Raw genomic sequence first — 22,474 nt, 5'->3', positions numbered from 1 at the left:
ATCAATCCTGACAGAAACAGGAGGCTATGACAGATCATGCAATGCCCTATTGATGGCACCCAACTCGTAATGACCGACCGCAATGGCGTTGAAATCGACTATTGCCCGCAATGTCGCGGCGTGTGGCTTGATCGCGGCGAGCTGGACAAGATCATCGAGCGCAACATGACGCAAACGCCGCCACCCCCGCCGCCGCAACACGCGCCGGAGCGCAGCTATGACCATGGTCACGGCTACGACACGCGCCCGCGCAAGAAGAAAAAGCGCGACAGTTTCCTAAGCGAGATTTTCGACTTCTGAGCCGTTTGGGCCCCTAGCCCTTGGCGCGGATCTTCTGCAAGAGCGGCAAGACCTGCGCCATATCCGGCCCATGCGCCTGCCCGGTGAGGGCCTTGCGCAATGGCATGAAGAGGCCGCGACCCTTGCGCCCGGTGGCCTCTTTGACCGCCGCGGTCCAATTGCCCCAGCTTTCCGCATCATGCGGTCCGTCAGGCAATAGCGCCATCGCCTCGGCGACAAACTCCTTGTCCTCATCGTCAATCACTGGCTCGGCACCGTCGCGGAACATCTCCCACCAGCCAGCAAGGTCATTCAGCGTGGTGATATTCTCGCGCGTGACCTCCCAGAATTGCGGCGCGATGTCCGACGGGACGTCAAGCGCGTCGATATGGGCGGCCACGGCATCAAAGGGCTGCGCCTGCAATACCCGTGCCGACAACGGGAACAGATCCTCGGTATCAAGTTTCGTCGGGGCAGTGCCAAACCGGCCAATGTCAAACCCATCGATCAGCGCCGCCATCTCGGTTTGCAGCTCAACAGGATCGCTCGACCCAAGCCGCGCCATCAGGCTCAAAAGCGCCATCGGCTCTACGCCTGCTTCGCGCAGATCGCGCAGGGACGCGACCTTGAACCGCTTGGAGAATTTCTCCCCCTGCGGCCCGGTCAGGAGCGAATGGTGCGCAAATTCCGGCACCGTGCCGCCGAGGGCTTCGATGATCTGGATCTGCGTCGCGGTGTTGGTCACATGGTCCGATCCGCGCACAACATGGGTAACACCCATCTCGGTATCGTCGACCACCGACGCAATCGTGTAAAGCACCTGCCCGTCCGCCTTGATCAGCACCGGATCCGAAACGCTTGCCGCGTCAATCGAGATATCGCCAAGGATCCCATCGGTCCATTCGATCCGCTCCTGGTCGAGCTTGAAGCGCCAGACGCCATTGCCGCGCTCGGCGCGCAGGGCCTCCTTTTCGGCGTCGCTCAGGGCCAGAGCGGCGCGGTCATAGACCGGTGGTTTGCCCATGTTGAGCTGCTTCTTGCGCTTGAGATCCAGCTCCGTAGGCGTCTCGAACGCCTCATAGAAGCGACCCATCTCGCGCAGACGATCCCCGGCCTCGGCATAGCGGTCCAGCCGTTCCGACTGACGTTCGATCCGGTCCCAGTGCAGACCCAGCCATTCCAGGTCCTTCTTGATCCCGTCAACATATTCTTCCTTCGACCGTTCCGGATCGGTGTCGTCGATCCGCAGGATGAAGGTGCCCCCGGCCTTGGCCGCAATCAGGTAGTTCATCAGCGCGGTACGCAGGTTGCCCACATGGATGTAACCGGTGGGCGACGGGGCAAAACGGGTGGTGGTCATTGGCTCTCTCCTGGATCAACCGGCAGATGTCACAGCCGCAGCGGATTGTCCAGAATTCACGGCATTCCCGGCAGTAATCATATCTTTGACGGCAGGGCCAATCAGGATGGATGTACTTCCCAGATCGCGTTCAGATCGCGCAGCCCCGTGCGGACAAGCTCGGCCAGAACCGCCATGTCGATATCGGCAAGCTTGTTGACGTAGAGACAGGATTTGCCTGTCTTGTGTTTGCCGAGCCTGCTCAGGATATGGCCATAGTCCTGGTATCCGGGCATGATGTAGATGCTCAGGGCGGATTTTCGGGGGCTGAACCCCGTGGCCAGAAAATCCCCTTCCCGGCCGCTGTCGTAGACATAATGATAGCGCCCGAACCCGATGATCGACGGCCCCCACATACAGGGCGCAAAACCGGTAACCTCCTTGAAAAACGCAAGCAGGGTCTCCGCATCCTCGCGTCGGCGCGGGTGTTCGACACCGGCGATGAAATCCGCAGGGGTCTGATCGGTCGCTTTGGTCTTGTTGGTGCTCATGGCGCGCCTCCGGGCCGCAGTGCCGTCACAATACCGTGAGATCATACACCCCACCGGCCAGCCGCGCTATCATCCTTGCAACCCAAGGAGGAGAAACCGATGACCACGCCCCATTTGACCCGCCGCACCCTGATTGCATCCGCCGCCGCAGTGCCGCTCGCCACGGTGGCGCGGCCCGGTCACGCGGCGGCCCCAATGCTTGGCGCCGCAACCCCCGGGTTCAAACGGTTCACCTTGGGCGGTTTCGAGGTCACGACCCTGCTTTCAAACAGTTTCCCGCGTGACGATCCGCATTCGATTTTTGGCCTGAACGTCAGCGAGGAGGAATTCAACAAGGTCTCGGCGGAGGCGAATCTGCCCACCGATCAGGCGCGGTTTTTCTTTACGCCCACGGTGGTGAATACCGGCAGCGACCTGGTATTGTTTGACACAGGGCTGAGTGCTGCCGACATCACCGGCGCGCTTGAGGGCGCGGGATACACCGCCGATCAGGTCGATGTGGTGGTCATCACCCATATGCATGGCGATCACATCGGCGGCCTGATGAACGAGGGGACGCCCACGTTCCCCAATGCGCGCTACGTCACCGGTGCGGTGGAGTTCGATGCCTGGTCCAAGGCCGAAAACGAGCGGTTTGACAGCAATATGAAGCCCCTGGCCGAGAAAGCCACGCTGATTGATCCCGGCGCCGATGTGGTGTCCGGCATCACGGCGGTGGACGCCTTCGGACACACGCCCGGGCATATGGTCTACCGCGTCGAAAGCGACGGCAAGCAGCTCATCATCGCCGCCGATTTCGCCAACCACTATGTCTGGTCGCTGGCCTATCCCGATTGGGAGGTGAAGTTCGACATGGACAAGGAGGCCGCCGCGGCGACGCGCAAACGTCTGCTCGACATGATGGCCGCCGACAAGATCCCCTTCGTGGGGTATCACATGCCCTGGCCCGCGGTCGGATACGCGGCCAAACATGGCGACGGTTATGTTTACATCCCCGAAAGCTACCAATTGCAGCTTTAGGAGAGCGGTCTAACCTTCAGACTTTCCGATGTATTTTGCTGTAAGCGAGCTCGATGGTTTCGATCATGAGCTCGTTTTTCATCGCGTCGAAGCCCGCCGCCTGCATCTTCACCGGATAGGCCTGCTGTATGACCCATATCGCAACAGCGTCTCCTTCATCATTGACCAGCGACACCTCAAGGTCATGCACCTCGATCGGCTTGTCGAACCCGCCCTCAAGCGTGTCGCGGCACCAGGTAACAAGGAGCGCGCTCCCCTCTGACATGCCGCGCTTCAAGACAAGATTGCCGTGCTTCGCCACGCCCGGCAGCGCATGCACAAACCGGTTTTCTCCGCCTTCGACAACGGGCTCGGTGCCAAGGTCGGCCTCCAACCCGCTGACCTCTTGAAACACCACGACCGTCCCGGAAGGCGATGCGAAACTGACGTTGAAGCGAAAGGCGACGGGCATTTCAGTGGGGCTGTTCAAGGTAGTCCTCCATCGCGTTTCGCCACCCGTTACCCGTCATCGCGCCAGCGGTTGACGATGGGATACCGCCGGTCGAGCCAGAAAGCCTTCTTGCTCAGCCGGGTGCCGGGGGCGGATTGAAAGCGTTTGTATTCGCTGATGTAAAGCAGGTGCTCGACCTTTTTCGCATCGGCCCGGTCGAACCCCGCGGCCACGCAATCTTCGATAGATCCGTCCTGATCCACCAGGATTTCGAGGATACCGTCGAGGACCGGGTAATCGGGCAGTGAATCGCTGTCTTTCTGGTCCTCGCGCAACTCCGCCGAGGGTGGCTTCTGGATCACGTTCGGTGGAATGACTTCACCCGCTGGCCCCATCATCCAGTCGCGGTGATGGGCATTGCGCCAGCGGCAGGTGTCGAACACGCGGGTTTTGTACATGTCCTTGATCGGGTTATAGCCGCCCGCCATGTCGCCATAGATCGTGGCATAGCCCACGGCGACCTCGGATTTATTGCCGGTGGTCAGGAGCATCTCGCCAAATTTGTTCGAAAGCGCCATCAGCAAGAGGCCGCGCAGGCGCGATTGGATGTTTTCTTCGGTCAGCCCCGGCTCGGTCCCTTCGAAAAGCGGGGCGAGCGTGTTGGTGACCGCGCCGCGCGCCTCGGAAATCGGCACAAAATCGTAGCGGCAGCCGAGGTTTTCAGCGACCTGCTTGGCATCGTCCAGCGACGCCTGAGAGGTATATTCCGACGGTAGCATCACGCAGCGGACGTTGTCGGCCCCCAGCGCATCCACGGCGATTGTCGCCACGATGGCCGAGTCGATCCCGCCAGAAAGACCCAGCAGCACCTTCTTGAACCCGGTCTTGCGCATATAGTCCCGCAGGCTGAGGACCATGGCGTTGTAATCCTGCTCATACGCATCCGGCAGGGGCGCGAAATCACCCTTCTCCGCGCGCCAGCCATCCTCTGAGCGCACGAGATCGAGATGGGTGATCGCCTCCTCGAAAACCGGCATTTGCAGCGCCAGTTCGCCGCCGGGGTTCAACACGAAAGTGCCGCCGTCAAAAACCTGATCGTCCTGCCCGCCGACGAGGTTGAGGTAGATGAGCGGCAGGCCGGTCTCGACCACGCGGGCGACCATCAGGTTCTGCCGAACCTCCATCTTGTTGCGGTAATAGGGCGACCCGTTAGGCACCAGCAGGAACTCCGCCCCGGTCTCTGCCAGCGTCTCAGGCACATCCTCGTGCCAGCTATCCTCGCAGATCGGGCTGCCGATGCGCACGTCATCGACCACGTAAGGCCCGCCAACCTCGGCCGCGTCGTAAATCCGCACTTCGTCGAACACCGTCTCATTCGGCAGATGGTGCTTGAGCACCCGCGCTGAGGTGCGGCCGCCCTTCAGGATATAGTAAGCGTTATAGAGCCCTGCCCCCTCAAGCGCCGGACCACCAATGGCCAATGCCGGCCCATCGGCGCAGGCCTTCGCCAGCTCTTCCAGCTTGGCAATCGCCGCCTGGTGAAAGGCCGGTTTCATCACCAGGTCCTGCGTATTGTAGCCGGTGATGAACATCTCGGGCAGTGCGACCATGTTGGCGCCCGCGTCGCGCCCGGCCTCCCACGCCTTGCGGGCCAGCGCGGCATTGCCGTCAAGATCGCCCACGGTCGGATTCATCTGTGCCAGTGTCAGGCGAAACCTGTCGGCCATTGCCAAAGCCTCATCTTTATCTTCCCCAACTGATTTAGCAGATCAGGTAGCAAGGGAAAGCCGATTTGAGCAAAACCCGTTGTCAGCCCGCCAGCGGTCCACTAGATTTCCAGTGATCGCGCATCACATGCGAGGTGGGGCATTCGGGGCAAAAATGACATTTTCACTGACAAGAACCGTTATTCTGGGCATTGCATTGAGCGGCGCCACCGCATTGACTGCGCAGGAAAACGAGGTCCGCACCAAACAATACGATGATGGCGGCATCTATGAGGGCACGTTCAAGAACGGCGTGCAGCATGGGACCGGCACCTATACGCTGCCCAATGGTTATGAATACACCGGCGAATGGGTCGAGGGAGAGATCAAGGGCAAGGGCGTGGCGCGCTTCCCCAACGGGTCGATCTATGAGGGCGAGTTTTCCAAGGGCAAGCCCCATGGCGTGGGCATCATCGTCTTCAGCGACGGCGGCACCTATGAGGGTCAGTGGGAGGACGGCAAGATCACCGGTCAGGGGGTCGCTCTCTATGCCAATGGTGTGCGCTACGAGGGCGGGTTCTTCAATGCGATGCATAACGGGCGCGGCGTGATGACCAGCCCCCGCGGATACATCTATGACGGGGATTGGGTGAACGCGGTCAAGGAAGGCAAAGGCAAGATCACCTATCCCGACGGGGCGGTCTATGAGGGCGACGTGGCACGCGGCGCGCGCGAAGGCCAAGGCACGCTGACCACGCCCGAGGGCCTGGTTTATACCGGCTTGTGGAAGGGTGGCCAGATCAACGGCACCGGCAAGCTCACCTATCCCAATGGCGATGTCTACGAGGGGACGCTCGTGGCCGGTCGCCGCGAGGGCCAGGGCCGCGTCACCTATGCAAATGGCGACACTTACGAAGGGCAATTCCTCAACGATCTGCGCGATGGTCAGGGAACTTATATCGGCACGGATGGCTATAAGTACGAAGGGTCCTGGGTCGCGGGCAAGATCTCGGGGCAAGGCACGGTATCCTACCCGGATGGCTCGGTCTATGTCGGGGATTTCCGCGATGATCTGGCCGATGGCGAGGGCAAGATCACCTATGCCGACGGCTCCACCTATGAGGGGCAGTGGGTCAATGGCGTGATCGAAGGCGAAGGCCGGACGACCTATACCAACGGGCTTGTCTACGAGGGCATGTTCAAGAATGCCAAGAACCACGGGCAAGGCGTGATGACCCATGCGGACGGCTATAAGTATGAGGGTGAATGGGCCGACGGCCAACGCCACGGTCAGGGCGTGGCCACCTATGCCGACGGCACCGTCTACAAGGGCGATTTCCGCAACAATCAGCGGCACGGCCAAGGTGAGATCAAGATGGCCGACGGGTTCCGCTACACCGGCGAATGGCAAAACGGCGAGATCAGCGGCCAGGGCGTTGCGACCTACCTCACCGGGGATGTCTACGAAGGCATGTTCAAGCGCGGCAAACGTCAGGGGCAAGGCACGATGCGCTACGCCACCGGCGAGGAAGCCAGCGGCGAATGGCAGGATGGTGCCCTATCCGGCGACAGCGAGGCGAACTAGGCCCAAGACCCAAAGGCGGGCCCATTGCTTGAGCCCGCCCCGCCTGTCTACAGGACCAAATCGACATCCTTCGTGGTGACCGTTCATCCCGTGCATCAGCATTCCGGAATGCCCCGCCGCGGCTCCCCCGCCTACCGGGCGTCGATGAGTTTTTCGATCGTCGCCAGGCCAGCTTCGATCTCATCGACGACGACCTGTTCCATGGCCGGGTCATCGGACGAAAAATTCACCGACCAGGCGATCAACGAGTTCTCCAGGCTTTCAACCGACAGGGTCGAGATGAAATTCTCGACCGGCAGGGGCGAACTGACCGTCTTGTAGGTGTAGGACAGGCCAGCTTCATGGGCGATGCGTTTCTGGGTCCGCTCTTCCCCGTTCACATTTGTCAGGACCCGGATCAATGCGCCGTCCCGCACCTTCAGCGAACAGGCACGCACATCGGGGTGCCAATCGTCGATGTCGCAGAAATCGCCGATCAGATGCCAGACGTCCGTTGCCTGCGCCGACAATTTAAGCGTCCGCTTCACCTTGTAATCCGCGGAGGCGGCCGCCGTTGCACAAAGCGTTGCGATGGCCATCACTGTGACTTTCGTGAGGGTTTTCATGATCTTTCCTTTCCGGTTCATGTTGCCGTCGCGCATATCGGCCTTTGCAGTGCCAGATCGTCCGGACGGCGTCCTTCCATGTTGGGTGCCCGCCGTTTCGCGTGGCTCTGCCACCTGCGGGCTTGCGACGAGTCCAGGAGAATTTTCTTGCCTCCCGGGGCGCCTCTTCGCAAAGTCAGATGGGCATGGAGGGGCCTGAAATGTCCGGAGAAAAGCCTGAAAAAAATATGAAATCGTCCTGGACCCTCTCCCTCGGCGCCTGTCGCTTTTCCCTGCAAACGAACGAATTGCGCGATGGCACGGGCAATTTGGTGCATCTGCGCAGCCAAAGCTCCGACGTGCTGGCCTACCTTGCGCGGCGCCGGGGCGAGACCGTGTCCAAGGACGAACTGTTTGAAAATGTCTGGGACAAGAAATTTGTCACGGATGACAGCCTGACCCAGTGCATTGCCGATATCCGGCGCGCCCTGAACGACACGGGCCACAACATTATCCAAACGCTGCCGAAGAAGGGGTACCGCCTGAACGCAAAGGAACCTCCGCAAAGCGCCGCGGGTCACACCGATACGCCCGCCATCCAACAACACCGCACAAAGCGTCTGGTCTTGGTGGGCCTCGCTCTGGTGGTGGTCCTGGGCTTTGGCCTCATTTGGGTCACGGCATCTGACAAGGGCCCGGACGTTTCCGAGACTACCGAGTTGCCGCTGCCTTCCAGGCCCTCCATCGCGGTGCTGGCGTTTGAGGACCACAGCGTCGGGGATGACGCGGATTACCTGAGTGACGCCATCGCCGAGGGGGTCATCGGCGGTCTGTCCCGATTTCCCGAACTTTTCGTCACCGCCCGCAATTCGAGCTTCAGCTTTCGCGACACCCCGACCGAGGTGAAGAGGATCTCCGACGTGCTCGGTGTCCGGTACCTGCTGGAAGGGAGCCAACAGAAAAGCGGCGACCGGCTGCGCGTGACGATCCAGCTTATTGATGCGGTCGGAGGTCAAAACCTCTGGTCGCAGGTCTATAACAGCGATCTGAGCGACATCTTCGCCGTGCAGGACGAGATTGTCCGCAAAACCGCGGCCACGGTGGCGCAGAAGGTTATCAACTTCGAAGGGCAGAAGGCAATCAGGTCCGATCAGGCGAAGCTGTCGGCGCTGCTTCTTAATCTGAAGGCGCGCCAGCATCTTTTCGATTTCACACCCGAGGGCAACGAAAAGGCACGTCAGGCCAATCTGGCGGCGATCGAGGCGGACCCGTCCCAACCATACGGATATGTCGGGCTCACCTTCGTCCACATCAACAAGTACCGTTGGGGGTGGACGGACCAGGACCCGATTGAGGAGCTGAATGCGGCGCGGAACTATGCGCGCAAGGCGGTCGAGATCGCGCCGGAATTCTATGATGGCCATTCGGCAATGGCCTATATGCACATCCAGGAGGGCAAGCTCGACAAGGCGATTGCCCGGTATCAGCAAGCCCTGGCCTTGAACCCCAATGACACGGGCGCAATGGCCTCGTTGGCCGAGGCACTGACCTATGGCGGTCGAGCCGAAGAGGCGGAAGAGCTGATGTTGAAAGTCGTGCGCCTCGACCCGCTGCACCAGGACTGGATCAAGTGGAACCTGGCCTGGGTGCAATGGCACACGCGCAATTGCGACGATGCCTTGCAGACCATGAACGCGATGTCCGAAATCCCGCCGATGGCCTATCGCGTGCTGGCAATCATCGAGATGTGCCGTGGAAATACCGACGGGGCCAGGGAGGCCGTTGGACACCTGCTTGATTTTGACCCGGCCTATTCACTCGCGAAGGTGCGTCACAACTACGATGGGAAATACACGAACACCGCCGATCTTGATCGCGTGTTGAACGATTTGCGCGGCGCCGGGCTGCAGGATTAATCAGGTCAAACAAAGGAAACGGGTTTGGCCCTGGCTCGATGCGGGCGGTAAAACATGTCGCATTTCACATTGCCGGTCGCTTCAGACCACCTCCCCGCTGTCCAGCCGGTCAAGCAGCCTTTCGGCGTCCCGTAGGACCGTCTCGCGGCGCCCCTCGTCCATCCGGTCCCACGTCCGGTACATGTTGCCCATCCGCGGGTTTTTGTCGAACCTGTCGCGGTGGCGATCCAGGAAATGCCAGTAAAGCAGGTTGAAGGGACAGGCCGTATCGCCGGTCTTGTCCTTCATCGAATAGGTGCAGGAGCCGCAATAATTCGACATCTTGTTGATGTAATTCCCGGAACTCACGTAAGGCTTCGACGCGATGATGCCGCCATCGGCAAACTGGCTCATACCCACGGTATTGGGCGCCTCGACCCATTCGAACGCATCCGCATAGACCGCCAGGTACCATTCGTGCACCTGTTCGGGGTCAATCCCCGCCAGCAGGGCGAAATTGCCGGTCACCATCAGGCGTTGGATATGGTGGGCATAGGCCTCGTCGCGGGTCTGCGCCACCGCATGGGACATGCAGTTCATGCCCGTCTCACCGCCCCAGTACATCCAGGGCAGATCGCGTTTGTGGCCCAGCCCATTGCGCGTGGCGTAATCCGGGCCTTCGTGGAAATAGAGCCCGCGCACATACTCACGCCAACCGATCACCTGCCGGATGTACCCTTCGGCGGCATTGATCGGCACCCGGCCCGCACGCCACTCTTCCTCGACCCGCTCGCAGATTTCGATCGGGCTCAGCAGGCCGAGGTTGAGATAGGGCGACAGGACGGAATGGTGCAGGAAGCGGTCGCCTTGCAGCATCGCGTCCTGAGTGTCGCCGAACCCCTCCAGAAGATGCTTGGCGAAATGGTCCAGCGCCCGGCGCGCCTGCCCGCTTGTCACCGCGAACCAGAACGGGCGCAACACCCCGAAATTCTCGCCAAACCGATCCTCGACCAGATCCAGCACCTCTTCGGTGATCTCATCTGGGGTGAATTGCATCGGTTTCGACCGCAGCAGATCATCCTTGGCCGGTTTGCGGTTCTCGTGGTCATAGTTCCACTTCTCGCCCGCGGGCTTGTCGCCTTCCATCAACAGCCCGGTCTTGCGGCGCATGTCGCGATAGAAATACTCCATCCGGAGTTCCTTGCGCCCTTCGGCCCAGCTCGCGAATTCATCGAGAGTCGCCACAAACCGGTCATCGGGCAGGATCGTCACGGTCAGGGGTGCATCCTCAAGCGCCCGGAGCAACCGCCATTCGCCGGGACAGGTGGCGATCACCTCGCTCGTCCCGTGTTCCTGCCCGCGCCGTATCAACTCGCCGACAATGGATTTCGACGCCTCGCTATCGTCCAGCTTGGTATAAGCAACCTGCCAGCCGTCTTCGCGCAACTCTTCCGCGAAATGACGCATCGCCGACAGCACGAGCGCGATTTTCTTGGGGTGATGCGGCACGTAGCCGGTCTCATCCGTGACCTCGGCCATGACAATGAGGTCACTGTCGCGGTCACCTTCGCGTAGCGCCGAGAGATCAGGGGAAAGCTGATCGCCCAGCACCAGGATCAGTCGTTTCACCATGTGACCTGCTTGCCCGCCCAGTCGAAGAAAAGCCCGCTATCGGCGGTCTCAAGCCCGTCGATTACCGCCAGAAGGTTCTGCGCCGCCTCTTCCGGCGGGACGGTCTTGTGACGCCCGGCGTATTTCGCCGTGAAATCGGTGGCGACGGTTCCCGGGTGCAGACAGACACAGATCGCCTCCTTGTGCGTGCGCCCTACCTCGATCGCGGCGGTGTGGATGATCTGGTTCAGCGCGGCTTTGGCGGTGCGATAGGAATACCAGCCCCCAAGACGGTTATCGCCAATGGATCCCACCCGCGCGGAGAGCGCCGCAAAAACCGCCCTGCCCTCTTTCGGCAGCAACCGAACGCCATGCTTGAGAATCAGCGACGGCCCGATGCAGTTTACCGCGAACTGGTCCGCCATGGCCTTTGCCGAGATCGCCTGCAACGTCTTTTCCGGCGCGGCCCCGTCGACCTCGAGCGCGCCCGAGGCCACGAAGATCAGGTCATACGGGCCCTCAAGCGCGCCCATGGCCGCCTCGACCGACGCCTCGTGGGTCACGTCCAGCCCGTCCGCGCGGCGCGACAGCCCGGTCACGGCCACACCCCGCGCCGCAAGGGCGTCCGCAAGGGCCGAACCGATCCCACCCGATGCGCCGATAATCAGTGCTTTTTCCATGCCACCAGACCTAGAAGAGATGCGCGGCGGATCAACACGAAAACGCTCTTTTATTTCCCGCAAACCGCGCCTATCATGTCGCCCATGATGACCAACGGGCATATCACGACCACCGCACGCCGTATTCCCGGCGCGCCTGGTGCTGCCCTCATCCTACTCCTAAGCCGCCTCTGAGCGTGCCATTCGGCGCGACCGCTCAGAGGATGTGCTCTTTCGCGCCTTAACGCTCGCTTAGGAAAACAAAGATGCAGAAAATCAACATCGCGGAAAAGCTCGCGCTTTTTGACACCCATTGGGATCCGAAAGTCGTGGCCAGCTACAACGATAACGAGGTGATGGTTGTGAAATTCCAGGGAGAGTTCCCGTTTCACAAGCATGACACCACCGATGACTTCTTTCTGGTTATCGACGGCACGGTCACGATGGATTATGAGGGCGCCGAAAGCGTGGTCTTTGGCCCCGGCGAACTGGTAATCGTCCCAAAGGGCGTGGTGCACAGGCCGCGCGCGGAACACGAGGCCAAGGTGCTGCTGATCGAACCCAAAGGCGAACCGAATTCCGGCGATAGCGGCCAACCCGCCGCCGCCAAGGACCATATTTGAACAGGAACTGACGACATGAGCACTGACAGCAAAGACAGAGTGGTCATCTTTGACACCACCTTGCGCGACGGCGAACAATCCCCCGGCGCGACCATGACCCATGACGAAAAGCTGGAGATTGCCGGGCTGCTCGATGAAATGGGCGTCGACATCATCGAAGCCGGTTTCCCGATCGCCTCGGAGGGTGATTTCAACGCGGTAACCGAGATCGCCAAAAACGCAAAAAATTCCGTGATTTGCGGGCTTTCCCGGGCGAACTTCAAGGATATTGACCGTTGCTGGGAGGCCGTGCAGCACGCCAAACGCCCCCGCATCCATACCTTTATCGGCACCTCGCCCCTGCACCGCGCGATCCCGAACCTCACGCAGGACGAGATGGCCGAACGCATCCACGATACGGTCACCCACGCGCGCAACCTCTGCGACAACGTGCAGTGGTCGCCGATGGACGCCACGCGGACGGAATGGGACTACCTCAAGCGCGTGGTCGAGATTGCGATCAAGGCCGGTGCCAGCACGATCAACATTCCCGATACGGTCGGTTACACCGCCCCGGTGGAATCAGCCGACCTGATCCGCAATCTGATCGCCGAAGTGCCCGGCGCGGATGAGGTGGTTTTTGCCACCCACTGCCATAACGATCTGGGCATGGCGACGGCAAATTCCTTGGCCGCGGTGGCCGGTGGCGCACGGCAGATCGAATGCACGATCAACGGCTTGGGCGAACGCGCGGGCAACACGGCGCTGGAAGAGGTTGTGATGGCGATGAAGGTGCGCGGCGACATCATGCCCTACCACACCGGCATCGACACGACGAAAATCATGCACCTGAGCCGCCGGGTCTCGACCGTGAGCGGCTTCCAGGTACAGCCCAACAAGGCCATCGTCGGCAAGAACGCCTTCGCCCACGAGAGCGGCATTCACCAGGACGGGATGCTCAAGAACGCCGAGACGTTCGAGATCATGCGCCCCGAGGATGTGGGCCTGACCGAGACCAATATCGTGATGGGCAAGCACTCGGGCCGCGCGGCCCTGCGCTCGAAGCTGAAAGACCTCGGGTATGAGCTGGCCGACAATCAATTGAACGATGTCTTCGTGCGGTTCAAGGAACTGGCCGACCGCAAGAAGGAGGTCTATGATGAAGATCTTCTGGCCCTGGTAACCGCCGGTGAGGATGCCGCCAATGACCGGCTGGTCATCACGTCCCTGCGCGTCGCCTGCGGCACAGGCGGACCGGCGGATGCGGAATTGGTCATGACCATCGACGGCGAAGAGAAAACCGCCACGCAATCCGGCGACGGCCCCGTGGACGCAACCTTCAAGGCGGTACGGGAGCTTTATCCCAACAATGCCCACCTGTCGCTCTACCAGGTGCATGCGGTGACCGAAGGCACGGACGCGCAGGCGACGGTTTCCGTCCGGCTCGAAGAAGACGGCAACATTGCTACCGGCCAATCGGCGGATACCGACACGGTTGTGGCCTCGGCCAAGGCCTATGTGAACGCGCTCAACCGCCTGCTGGTGCGCCGCGACAAGGTCGGACAGGACCGCCGCGAGATCAGCTACAAGGACGTCTCGTAAACCACTTTGCAGCCCCTTCGCCGCCGAGATGGCACAGGGCTGCAATCTCCCCCCGAAGAGGGCGACAAGGCCGCATGTTGTGCACCGCCAAGGGCATACCGGCCGGACACCGACCACGTATTTCGACCCAACCCTGCGTTGCTTTTTCCCGCCCGAGAGGAGATACAGGATCTGCCCGTGTCTCAAAGGTGGCCTCTGAATGCTGACTTATACCGTCCGACGGCTGGTTCTGTCCGTTCCGACGCTTCTTTTCATCGCACTTGTCATCTTTTTGCTGCTGGAACTGGCGCCGGGCGATCCGATGGCGCAGGTGCCGCTGACCGTGCCCGCGGAAGTCAAACAGCAGATGCGCGAGGCATTGGGCGTGGGGCAGCCGACCCATATCCGGTTTGGCAAATGGCTCTATCAGTTCTTTGTGGTCGAACCATCTGTCTGGTTTGACAATGCCTTCGGCACGGCATTGGCCGAGGGCAAACAGCGCGTCATCAGCTGGCAGACGCGCTCGCCGGTCATGGATATCGTGCTTCAGCGGATGCCGCAGACGCTCTGGGTGGTGGCCATGGCCTATCTCGTCGCCGTCCTTATCGCCATTCCTGTCGGCATCTATTCGGCCTATCGTCAGTATTCGATGTTCGATCAGCTTGGCACATTTGTCACCATGGTCGGCTATTCGGTCCCACCCTTTTTCTCGGGCGTTCTGGTGATCGTGATCTTCTCGGTGCAACTGGGCTGGCTACCATCGATCTATGACACCACGCATCGGGTCGTGGATTGGGACACATTCGTCATCCAGCTCAAGCAGATGGTGATGCCGGTCATGGTCCTCGCGCTTCAGATCACCGCCCAGATCAGCCGCTTCATGCGCGCCTCGATGCTGGACAATCTGGGGCAGGATTACGTGCGCACCGCCCGCGCCAAGGGCATGGGTGAACCCACCGTAGTCATGGTACATGTGCTGAGAAACTCGATGATCCCGGTGGTCACCGTCATCGCGCTTGGCGTGCCGCAGATCTTCGGCGGCGCCATCATCACCGAGCAGATCTTCAAGGTGAACGGGCTCGGGCAATTGTTGATTACCGCGATACAGGCCAACGATCTGCCGATGGTGCAGACCGTGACCTTCATGCTCGCCGTGCTCATCGTGCTCTTCAACATCATCGCCGACCTGCTCTACGGCATGCTGGACCCGAGGATTCGCTATGACTGATCCGGCTCTCTCCTCCGCCCCGCGCAGTCAATGGCGCGATGTCTGGCTGCAATTCCGCGCCCATCGCGGGGCGCTGATCGGCATGGGGGTGTTCTTCTTCATCATCGCGGGGGTGTTTCTCGGGCCGCTCGTCTGGAGCATCGACGCCACCCATATCGACATCCGCGCCCGCAACCAGGGGCCAAGCTGGGCGCATCCCTTCGGCACGGATCAACTGGGCCGCGACACGCTGGCACGGATCATGGCAGGCGGGCGCAGTTCGATCACCGTGGGGCTGACCGCGATGCTGCTGGCGCTGGTGCTGGGCAGCCTCATTGGCGTGCTGGCGGGGTTCTTCCGTTGGCTCGATGCACCGCTCATGCGCCTGACCGACCTCTTCTTGTCCCTGCCCTTGCTGCCCCTCCTGCTGGTCATGGTCATGCTCTTCCGCGAGTCCCTCAACGCGGCCTTCGGCCCGGAAACGGGGATTTTCATCCTCATCGTCTTTGCCATCGGCATCACAAGCTGGATGCCCACCGCCCGGATCGTGCGCGGCGATGTACTGGCCCTGAAAGAGCGGGAGTTCGTCCTCGCTGCCCGGTCGATCGGCACCTCGAACCGGCACCTCATCACCCGCCATATTCTGCCCAACGTCATGTCACCGATCATGGTCTCTGCCACGCTCGGCATCGCCAACGCGATCATCACAGAAAGCGCCCTGAGCTTCCTGGGTCTCGGGTTTCCGCCCGATTTCCCCACCTGGGGACGGCTTCTGAACGATGCCACGGTCTATCTGCAGGACTACCCCGAGCGGGTCATCTGGCCCGGCCTCGCGATCTCGCTCACGGTGCTCAGCGTCAACTACATGGGCGACGGGCTGCGCGACGCGCTCGATCCCCGCATCCGCGGTCGGTAACCTTGACCCCACCGGCGTGAGCCAGCGCAACGCGCAGTCCTACGCTGACAGATCAATAGCGGGCAAGAAGCCGGTTGAACCTCCCTGCCCGTCTGCCGGATTCACGCCACATTTTGGGCCAATTTTCTGCCACAAAGCTCCGTTAACCAAAAATTCATGCGCCGCTTTTCGACAGTTTTGACGTTACTTTGGTCCAAGCCTGCTCGCCTCCGATCCGGAGGCTTTGAGCGCGATGTGGCGCCTTTATCTGGCGCATCTTCCAGGGTATGTGACGCCGCCCGTCCATGGCCCTATCTGATCCGGTCGGGTTTCCGCCGAATGTCGGCAGGTGTTTGCCAGCCATCGGCGGCTTTCCCCCGGATTGCGCGGCTTGATGCCACTTTTTGCGGTCATGCACACCTCCTTCTTTCCAGACGGCGTTTGCCGCTCTAGCCGTCGGAAAAACTGAAACAACAGCGAAAGCGAAACTCTCATGTCAAAAGCGAACGCCCTCGAATGGCAGATGTTGGACCTGATCAACAACGAACGTGTTTCGCGTAACCTCAATCCGTTGCGGTTGGAGTTGCGGCTCAACGACGCCGCCGAAGATCATAGCCGGTGGATGATCAACGTCGACCAATTCAGCCATACCGGGGCTGGCGGCTCGTCGCCCACCGCGCGGATGCGTGATGCGAATTTCGATCTCGCAGGAAGCTGGCGGACCGCGGAAAACATCGCCTGGCAAAGCGTGCGCGGAGAGCCGGGCCTCGCCGATGACGTCGTCAATCTGCACCAATCCCTGATGAACAGCTCCGGTCACCGGGCGAATATCCTGAACCCCTCATTGGAAGTCATCGGCATCGGCATTGAACGTGGCGACTACAGGGGGTGGGATGGCCTGTTCGTGACGCAGAATTTTGCGCGGACGGACGCGCCGGTGCAGCTCGACAGCCGTGGATCTGCACCGCCCGCACCACAGCCACAACCTCAACCTGACCCCCAACCCGATCCCCAACCGCAACCTGTTCCCCCGAGCAACAACGATGACCAGCGGATCACCGGGACGAATGGCCATGACCGGCTGAACGGCCGCGCGGGCGACGACACCCTGCTTGGCAGCGGCGGCAGTGACACATTGTCGGGCGGCGCGGACGATGACCGCCTCGAAGGTGGCAACGGTCGCGACAAATTGCATGGCAACAATGGCAGTGACGATCTCTTCGGGAATGCGGGTCATGACCTCTTGTTTGGCGGCAATGGTGGTGATGACCTCCGCGGCGGCGACGGGCGCGACAGGATGTTCGGGGATTCCGGGAATGACCGGCTTTGGGGCGACGCAGATCGTGACGTCCTGCGGGGCGGCTCAGGCAACGACCGCCTCGATGGCGGTGCCGATAATGACGTGCTGAACGGCGATATCGGCGTGGACACGGTTGATGGTGGTCGCGGCAATGACATGCTCAGAGGTGGTCTGGGCTCTGATATCTTTGTCTTTGAGAACGGCCATGGGCATGATCGCGTTGCCGATTTCAATGCCCGGAGTCAATGGGAAAAGATCGACCTCGGCGATGTCTCGGGCTTCAACAATTTCCAGGACGTGCGCGATGCGGCGAGCCAGAGGAACGGTCATGTCACCATCGACACGGGCGCCGACAGCTCGATCGTTTTGCTGAACACGGCGCTCCGTCAACTGGATGCCAGCGACTTCTTGTTCTGACGTCTGATAGATCAAGCTCATCCAACAGACCTGGCAAGGCTCAGAGCTTTGCCAGGAATGGCTGCACGGTCGAGCGCGCCTCGCCAGTTTGCGGTTTGGAACATGTTGCAAGCGGCGCCTCGGCCCCGGGGCACCCTTCAATCAAGCCGTTTTCTAATCCTGCGGATCATCCACCAGACCGCCGCGACAACGGGTAAGGTCGCCAGTGCCGTGACCATGCCCTTGCTGATCCCAAACATGTCGCTCAGCGGGTAGAGAAGATAGCCCGCGAGCGATACCGCATAATAGCTGATCGCGACGACACTCAACCCCTCGACCGTGCGTTGCAGGCGCAGTTGTGCATCGGCGCGGCGATTCATGCTTTCCAGCAGGACCTGGTTCTGCGCGCTGCGTTCCACGTCCACCTGCGTCCTCAGAAGGTTGCCGGCCCTGAGCGCCCGGTCCGACATGCTGCGCAGCCGCTCCTTGGTCGAGGCCACCGTGCGCATCGCCGGCGAAAACCGCCGCATCATGAATTCCGAAAAGGTCTGCCGCCCCTCGAACCGTTCCTCGCGCAGAACCTCGATCCGCTGATCCACGATGCGCGCATAGGCCTCGGTCGCCCCGAACCGGAAGGAGGATTGTGCCACCATCGCCTCCAACTCCGCCGAGACTTCAAGCAGGTGCCCAAGGGTTTTCTCCGCAGGTGTATACCCGTCGGTCATCTCGACCATGAGATTGCCCAACTGGCCGTCGATATCCCCCATACGCGTTCCCATGTCGCGGACCCGGGCAAAACCCAGCATGGACATGGTTTTGTAGGTCTCGATCTCGCACAGGCGCTGCACGATCCGGCCCACGCGCCGAGCGCCGGTATCGGGCGCAACACTCACCAGGAACCGCAGGTGACCCGCCGCATCAATCCTGAAATCACCCGCAATCACGGCGGAATTATCCAGCACTCGTGCGACCGCCACGCTTTCGGGGATGAACCAGTTTCCCAGGTCTTCGCGGAGCTTTTCGTCATCCTGATGCGATGTGATGCGGATCAGCGCCGAGGTCATCCGCTGCCCCGGCACCGCGGCCAGCCAATCATCGGGGAAGACATCGAATTCATCCGGCGCAAAGGGTTTGTCCCCGGCCCCCTCGCTCAGCATGGTGTAGGTCACAAACTCGGTATGGCTTTCCCATTTGAGCATATGGCGCCCCACCTGCCCGAAGTAATGCGTGGCGTCCGGGCGCGGATGCGAGGCACCGTACCGATCCAGCAAGGCCAGCAGATGCGCCCGATCCGCATCGCGGTCCCGCTTGGCCGCGTCAGTGGGTTGTTTGACAGCCAGAAAAACCGCCGTTGCCGGAACATTCAACGACGGAAAGGGCCGCGCATGCAGCTCATTGGCCAGCGCAAACCGCAAAGGGTGGTCAGGAATTGGGGGCATCGGCGTTCCTCATCTTCGCAGGCAACATATCCGGCCCGGCCAGCGAATAAAACGGATTCTTTTGTCACACCAATGACTTAGCGGCACACCGCGGCATACATCGCAATAAGCGCCACAGCTTGCCACCAGACCCCGGAACCTGACGGATCACTTGTCGCGGATCGCAGTGCGGCAGCCTCCCAGCCAAATCAACGCACCGCATAACAAACCAAAAAGGGGCGCCCGATGATGGGCGCCCCCCTCTGATCGTTTGTCGATAACCCTAGTCGACCTTGGGCAACAAGCTCGACACCGAATCCTTGGCATCGCCATAGAACATCCGGGTGTTGTCCTTGTAGAAGAGCGGGTTTTCGATGCCGGAATAGCCGGTCCCCTGCCCGCGCTTCGAGACAAACACCTGTTTCGCCTTCCAGCACTCCAAAACCGGCATCCCGGCAATCGGGCTGTTGGGGTCGTCCTGCGCGGCGGGGTTCACGATATCGTTCGAGCCGATAACGATGACCACGTCCGTGTCGGGGAAGTCTTCATTGATCTCGTCCATCTCCAGCACGATGTCATAAGGGACCTTCGCCTCGGCCAGCAGCACGTTCATATGCCCCGGCAGACGCCCCGCAACGGGGTGAATGGCGAAACGCACATTCTTGCCCTTGGCCCGCAGCTTGTTGGTCAGCTCGCTCACCGCCTGCTGCGCCTGCGCCACGGCCATGCCGTAGCCGGGGATGATGATGATGCTCTCGGCCTCGTTGAGCGCCGTGGCAACACCATCGGCGTCGATTGCGATCTGCTCGCCCTCGACCGCCATCTGCTCGCCCGAGGCGCCACCAAAGCCGCCGAGGATCACGCTGATGAAGGACCGGTTCATGGCCTTGCACATGATGTAGCTCAGGATCGCACCGGACGAGCCCACAAGCGCGCCCACGGTAATCAGGAGATCATTGCCAAGCGAGAAACCAATCGCCGCCGCTGCCCAGCCCGAGTAGCTGTTGAGCATCGACACCACCACGGGCATGTCCGCGCCGCCGATCCCCATGATCAGGTGATAACCGATGAAGAGCGCCAACAGTGTCAGCAGCACCAGCGTCCAGGTGCCCGAACCGCCCAGGTACATGATGACAAAGAGCAGCGACAGACCCGCCGCCGCCGCGTTCAGCGCATGGCCGCCGGGCAGTTGCTTGGCCGACGTATCGACCTTGCCCGCCAGTTTGCCATAGGCAATGACCGAGCCGGTGAAGGTCACCGCGCCGATCCAGATGCCAAGCACCAGTTCGACCTGCAGAATGGTGATCTCGATCGGGGTTTTCTTGGCCACCAGTTGCGGGAAGACCCCTTCGACGCTCTCGCCTGCGGCCTTCGCCGCCTCGACCATGCCGATAGTGAAATCCGCGTTGAAGCCCACGAAAACCGCCGCCAGACCGACCAGCGAGTGCATGATCGCCACCAGTTCCGGCATCTGCGTCATCTGCACCCGCGTGGCCAGTTGATAGCCGATCACGGCACCTGCCGCGATCAGTATGAGTGACAGGAACCAGAAGCCCGAACCGGGGCCAATGAGCGTCGAGACGACCGCGATGGCCATGCCGACGATCCCGTACCAAATGGCACGTTTCGCGCTTTCCTGCCCCGAAAGGCCGCCCAGAGCGAGAATGAAGAGAACTGCTGCGACCACATAGGCCGCTGTTGTGAAACCAAAATCCATGTCTCGTCCCCCTTACGACTTCTGGAACATGGCGAGCATGCGCCGGGTGACGAGAAAGCCACCGAATATGTTAATGGCCGCCATGAAGACGCTGACCGCGGCCAGCAGGATCACGAGGAACGAGCCTGATCCGATCTGCATGAGCGCGCCGAGGATGATGATCGACGAGATCGCGTTGGTGATTGCCATCAGCGGCGTGTGCAAGGAATGCGACACGTTCCAGATCACCTGGAAGCCGATGAAGACCGACAGAACAAAGACGATGAAATGCTGCATGAAGCTCGCCGGCATCCCCGGGATCGCCCCGAGCGCCAGAAGCAGACCGCCACCAATGGCCAGCAACGTGACCTGGTTCTTGGTCTGCGCCTTGAACGCGGCGGTCTCGGCGGCACGCTTTTCCTCGGCAGTCAGTTCCTTGGGCGCTTCCTTCTTGGGTTGCGCCGCAATCGCCTGCACCTTGGGCGGCGGTGGCGGGAAGGTGACCTCCTTGGCATGCGCCACGGTCGCGCCGCGGATCACGTCATCCTCCATGTCATGCACGATCACGCCGTCTTTCTCCGGCGTCAGGTCGGTCATCATGTGACGGATGTTGGTGGCGTAAAGGCTCGACGATTGCGCCGCCATTCGGCTCGGGAAATCGGTATAGCCGATGATGGTCACGCCGTTGTCGGTCACGATCTTCTCGTCCATGACCGTCAGCTTGCAGTTCCCGCCCTTCTCGGCCGCGAGGTCCACGATGACCGACCCCGGTTTCATCGCCTTGACCATGTCCTCGGTCCAAAGCTCGGGCGCCTCGCGGTTGGGAATGAGCGCCGTCGTGATGACGATATCGACCTCCGGTGCCAATTCGCGGAACTTGGCGAGCTGCGCCTCACGGAACTCAGGGGACGAGACCGCCGCATAGCCACCGGTGGCTGCGCCATCGGTCTGCTCTTCCTCGAAATCGAGATAGACGAATTCGGCACCCATCGACTCGACCTGCTCGGCCACCTCGGGGCGCACGTCGAACGCATAGGTGATCGCACCCAGCGACGTCGACGTACCGATCGCCGCCAATCCGGCCACACCGGCGCCGACAACCAGCACCTTGGCCGGGGGCACCTTGCCCGCCGCGGTGATCTGTCCGGTGAAGAAACGACCGAAATTGTTGCCCGCCTCGATCACCGCGCGGTAGCCCGCGATATTGGCCATCGACGACAGCGCATCCATCTTCTGAGCGCGGGAAATGCGCGGCACCATCTCCATCGCGATGACCGTCGCACCCTTCTTGGCGGCGGCCTTCATCTGCGCCTCGTTGGCACCGGGGTTGAAGAAGGAAATCAGCGTCTGACCGTCACGCAGCCGCTTCATTTCGGCATCAACCGGAGGCCGTACCTTGGCTACAACATCGGCCGCTTTCCAAAGCGCCGCGGCGGTCTTGACCACCTCCGCGCCCGCGTCCTTGTAATCCTTGTCCGAAAACCCGGCCTTGTCTCCGGCCCCGGTTTCAATCACGCACTCATGACCCAGCTTCTGCAACTGCGTCACCGAGTCCGGCGTCATCGCCACCCGGTTTTCACCGTCGATGACTTCTTTCGGCGTCCCTATTTTCAATGTCCTGTTCCCTCTTCTGTCACGTTCCACTGCGCTGGCCGCCCTGAATGGCCGTCGCATTTCTGACGTCAAGCGCCGTTATTTCACAAGGTTTGGAAAGATGCGA

The 22,474-nt window shown here is 61.1% G+C and carries 19 protein-coding genes; 9 read left to right on the top strand and 10 right to left on the bottom strand.

Annotation, left to right across the window (positions count from 1 at the left end; translation table 11 throughout):
- The first annotated feature begins 36 nt into the window (after positions 1 to 36).
- Positions 37 to 300 carry a zf-TFIIB domain-containing protein gene (locus tag RBB29_RS20980; protein ID WP_306115281.1) on the top strand — a complete coding sequence of 88 codons (264 nt, stop codon included), beginning with the start codon at positions 37 to 39 and terminating at the stop codon, positions 298 to 300.
- Positions 301 to 313: 13 nt separating this feature from the next.
- On the opposite strand, the gene gltX is transcribed toward RBB29_RS20980, so the two are convergent.
- Entirely contained in the window at positions 314 to 1,639 is a 1,326-nt protein-coding gene (gltX, locus tag RBB29_RS20975; RefSeq protein ID WP_306115282.1) for a glutamate--tRNA ligase, read from the bottom strand.
- Between the two features lie 101 nt (positions 1,640 to 1,740).
- Positions 1,741 to 2,169 (bottom strand): DUF1801 domain-containing protein, encoded by a 429-nt coding sequence (locus tag RBB29_RS20970; protein WP_306115283.1) that lies wholly within the window; start codon positions 2,167 to 2,169, stop codon positions 1,741 to 1,743.
- Positions 2,170 to 2,268: 99 nt separating this feature from the next.
- Between RBB29_RS20970 and RBB29_RS20965 the strand changes: the two genes are divergently transcribed.
- Complete coding sequence (locus RBB29_RS20965) at positions 2,269 to 3,189, top strand: MBL fold metallo-hydrolase (protein WP_306115284.1); 921 nt, start codon at positions 2,269 to 2,271, stop codon at positions 3,187 to 3,189.
- 16 nt (positions 3,190 to 3,205) lie between these two features.
- On the opposite strand, the gene RBB29_RS20960 is transcribed toward RBB29_RS20965, so the two are convergent.
- Positions 3,206 to 3,658 (bottom strand): phage tail protein, encoded by a 453-nt coding sequence (locus tag RBB29_RS20960; RefSeq protein ID WP_306115285.1) that lies wholly within the window; start codon positions 3,656 to 3,658, stop codon positions 3,206 to 3,208.
- Between the two features lie 29 nt (positions 3,659 to 3,687).
- On the bottom strand, positions 3,688 to 5,346 hold the full coding sequence (locus RBB29_RS20955) for an NAD+ synthase (protein WP_306115286.1): 1,659 nt from the start codon (positions 5,344 to 5,346) through the stop codon (positions 3,688 to 3,690).
- A 154-nt stretch (positions 5,347 to 5,500) separates the two neighbouring features.
- On the opposite strand from RBB29_RS20955, the gene RBB29_RS20950 reads away from it, so the two are divergent.
- On the top strand, positions 5,501 to 6,910 hold the full coding sequence (locus RBB29_RS20950; protein WP_306115287.1) for an MORN repeat-containing protein: 1,410 nt from the start codon (positions 5,501 to 5,503) through the stop codon (positions 6,908 to 6,910).
- A 131-nt stretch (positions 6,911 to 7,041) separates the two neighbouring features.
- Here the strand turns inward: RBB29_RS20950 and RBB29_RS20945 are convergent, their stop codons facing one another.
- On the bottom strand, positions 7,042 to 7,515 hold the full coding sequence (locus RBB29_RS20945; RefSeq protein ID WP_306115288.1) for an SRPBCC family protein: 474 nt from the start codon (positions 7,513 to 7,515) through the stop codon (positions 7,042 to 7,044).
- Positions 7,516 to 7,742: 227 nt separating this feature from the next.
- Here RBB29_RS20945 and RBB29_RS20940 point away from each other — a divergent pair, with 227 nt between their 5' ends.
- Positions 7,743 to 9,410 (top strand): winged helix-turn-helix domain-containing protein, encoded by a 1,668-nt coding sequence (locus RBB29_RS20940; RefSeq protein WP_306115289.1) that lies wholly within the window; start codon positions 7,743 to 7,745, stop codon positions 9,408 to 9,410.
- Between the two features lie 81 nt (positions 9,411 to 9,491).
- Here the strand turns inward: RBB29_RS20940 and RBB29_RS20935 are convergent, their stop codons facing one another.
- Entirely contained in the window at positions 9,492 to 11,021 is a 1,530-nt protein-coding gene (locus tag RBB29_RS20935) for a cryptochrome/photolyase family protein (protein ID WP_306115290.1), read from the bottom strand.
- Positions 11,015 to 11,680: an SDR family NAD(P)-dependent oxidoreductase gene (locus tag RBB29_RS20930; protein ID WP_306115291.1), complete on the bottom strand. Its 666-nt coding sequence runs from the start codon at positions 11,678 to 11,680 to the stop codon at positions 11,015 to 11,017. Before RBB29_RS20930 ends, RBB29_RS20935 begins: the two co-directional genes overlap by 7 nt.
- Positions 11,681 to 11,925: 245 nt before the next feature.
- Between RBB29_RS20930 and RBB29_RS20925 the strand changes: the two genes are divergently transcribed.
- The 5 genes from RBB29_RS20925 (at position 11,926) to RBB29_RS20905 (ending at position 17,661) form a co-directional block, all read left to right on the top strand.
- Positions 11,926 to 12,282, top strand: coding sequence for a cupin domain-containing protein (locus RBB29_RS20925; RefSeq protein WP_306115292.1), 357 nt, complete (start codon positions 11,926 to 11,928; stop codon positions 12,280 to 12,282).
- 15 nt (positions 12,283 to 12,297) lie between these two features.
- The gene (locus tag RBB29_RS20920) at positions 12,298 to 13,863 is read left to right on the top strand and encodes a 2-isopropylmalate synthase (protein WP_306115293.1); all 1,566 of its coding nucleotides are present in this window, start codon (positions 12,298 to 12,300) and stop codon (positions 13,861 to 13,863) included.
- A 199-nt stretch (positions 13,864 to 14,062) separates the two neighbouring features.
- A complete protein-coding gene (locus tag RBB29_RS20915) occupies positions 14,063 to 15,070 on the top strand; it encodes an ABC transporter permease (RefSeq protein WP_306115294.1) in 1,008 nt (335 codons plus the stop codon).
- Entirely contained in the window at positions 15,063 to 15,965 is a 903-nt protein-coding gene (locus RBB29_RS20910; RefSeq protein ID WP_306115295.1) for an ABC transporter permease, read from the top strand. The genes RBB29_RS20915 and RBB29_RS20910 overlap by 8 nt, the downstream gene beginning before the upstream one ends.
- Before the next feature lie 472 nt (positions 15,966 to 16,437).
- On the top strand, positions 16,438 to 17,661 hold the full coding sequence (locus RBB29_RS20905) for a CAP domain-containing protein (protein WP_306115296.1): 1,224 nt from the start codon (positions 16,438 to 16,440) through the stop codon (positions 17,659 to 17,661).
- Positions 17,662 to 17,798: 137 nt separating this feature from the next.
- Here RBB29_RS20905 and RBB29_RS20900 read toward each other — a convergent pair whose 3' ends face one another.
- From RBB29_RS20900 to RBB29_RS20890, 3 genes are all read right to left on the bottom strand, one after another.
- A complete protein-coding gene (locus RBB29_RS20900) occupies positions 17,799 to 19,079 on the bottom strand; it encodes a DUF3422 family protein (RefSeq protein WP_306115297.1) in 1,281 nt (426 codons plus the stop codon).
- Between the two features lie 262 nt (positions 19,080 to 19,341).
- Complete coding sequence (locus RBB29_RS20895; protein WP_306115298.1) at positions 19,342 to 20,775, bottom strand: NAD(P)(+) transhydrogenase (Re/Si-specific) subunit beta; 1,434 nt, start codon at positions 20,773 to 20,775, stop codon at positions 19,342 to 19,344.
- Between the two features lie 12 nt (positions 20,776 to 20,787).
- Entirely contained in the window at positions 20,788 to 22,368 is a 1,581-nt protein-coding gene (locus tag RBB29_RS20890; RefSeq protein ID WP_306115299.1) for a Re/Si-specific NAD(P)(+) transhydrogenase subunit alpha, read from the bottom strand.
- Positions 22,369 to 22,474: the final 106 nt, after the last annotated feature.

It is taken from the genome of Roseovarius sp. MMSF_3359 (genome assembly GCF_030733385.1).
Classification (GTDB): Bacteria; Pseudomonadota; Alphaproteobacteria; order Rhodobacterales; family Rhodobacteraceae; genus Roseovarius.
This window is presented reverse-complemented; position numbering and strand designations above follow the sequence as displayed.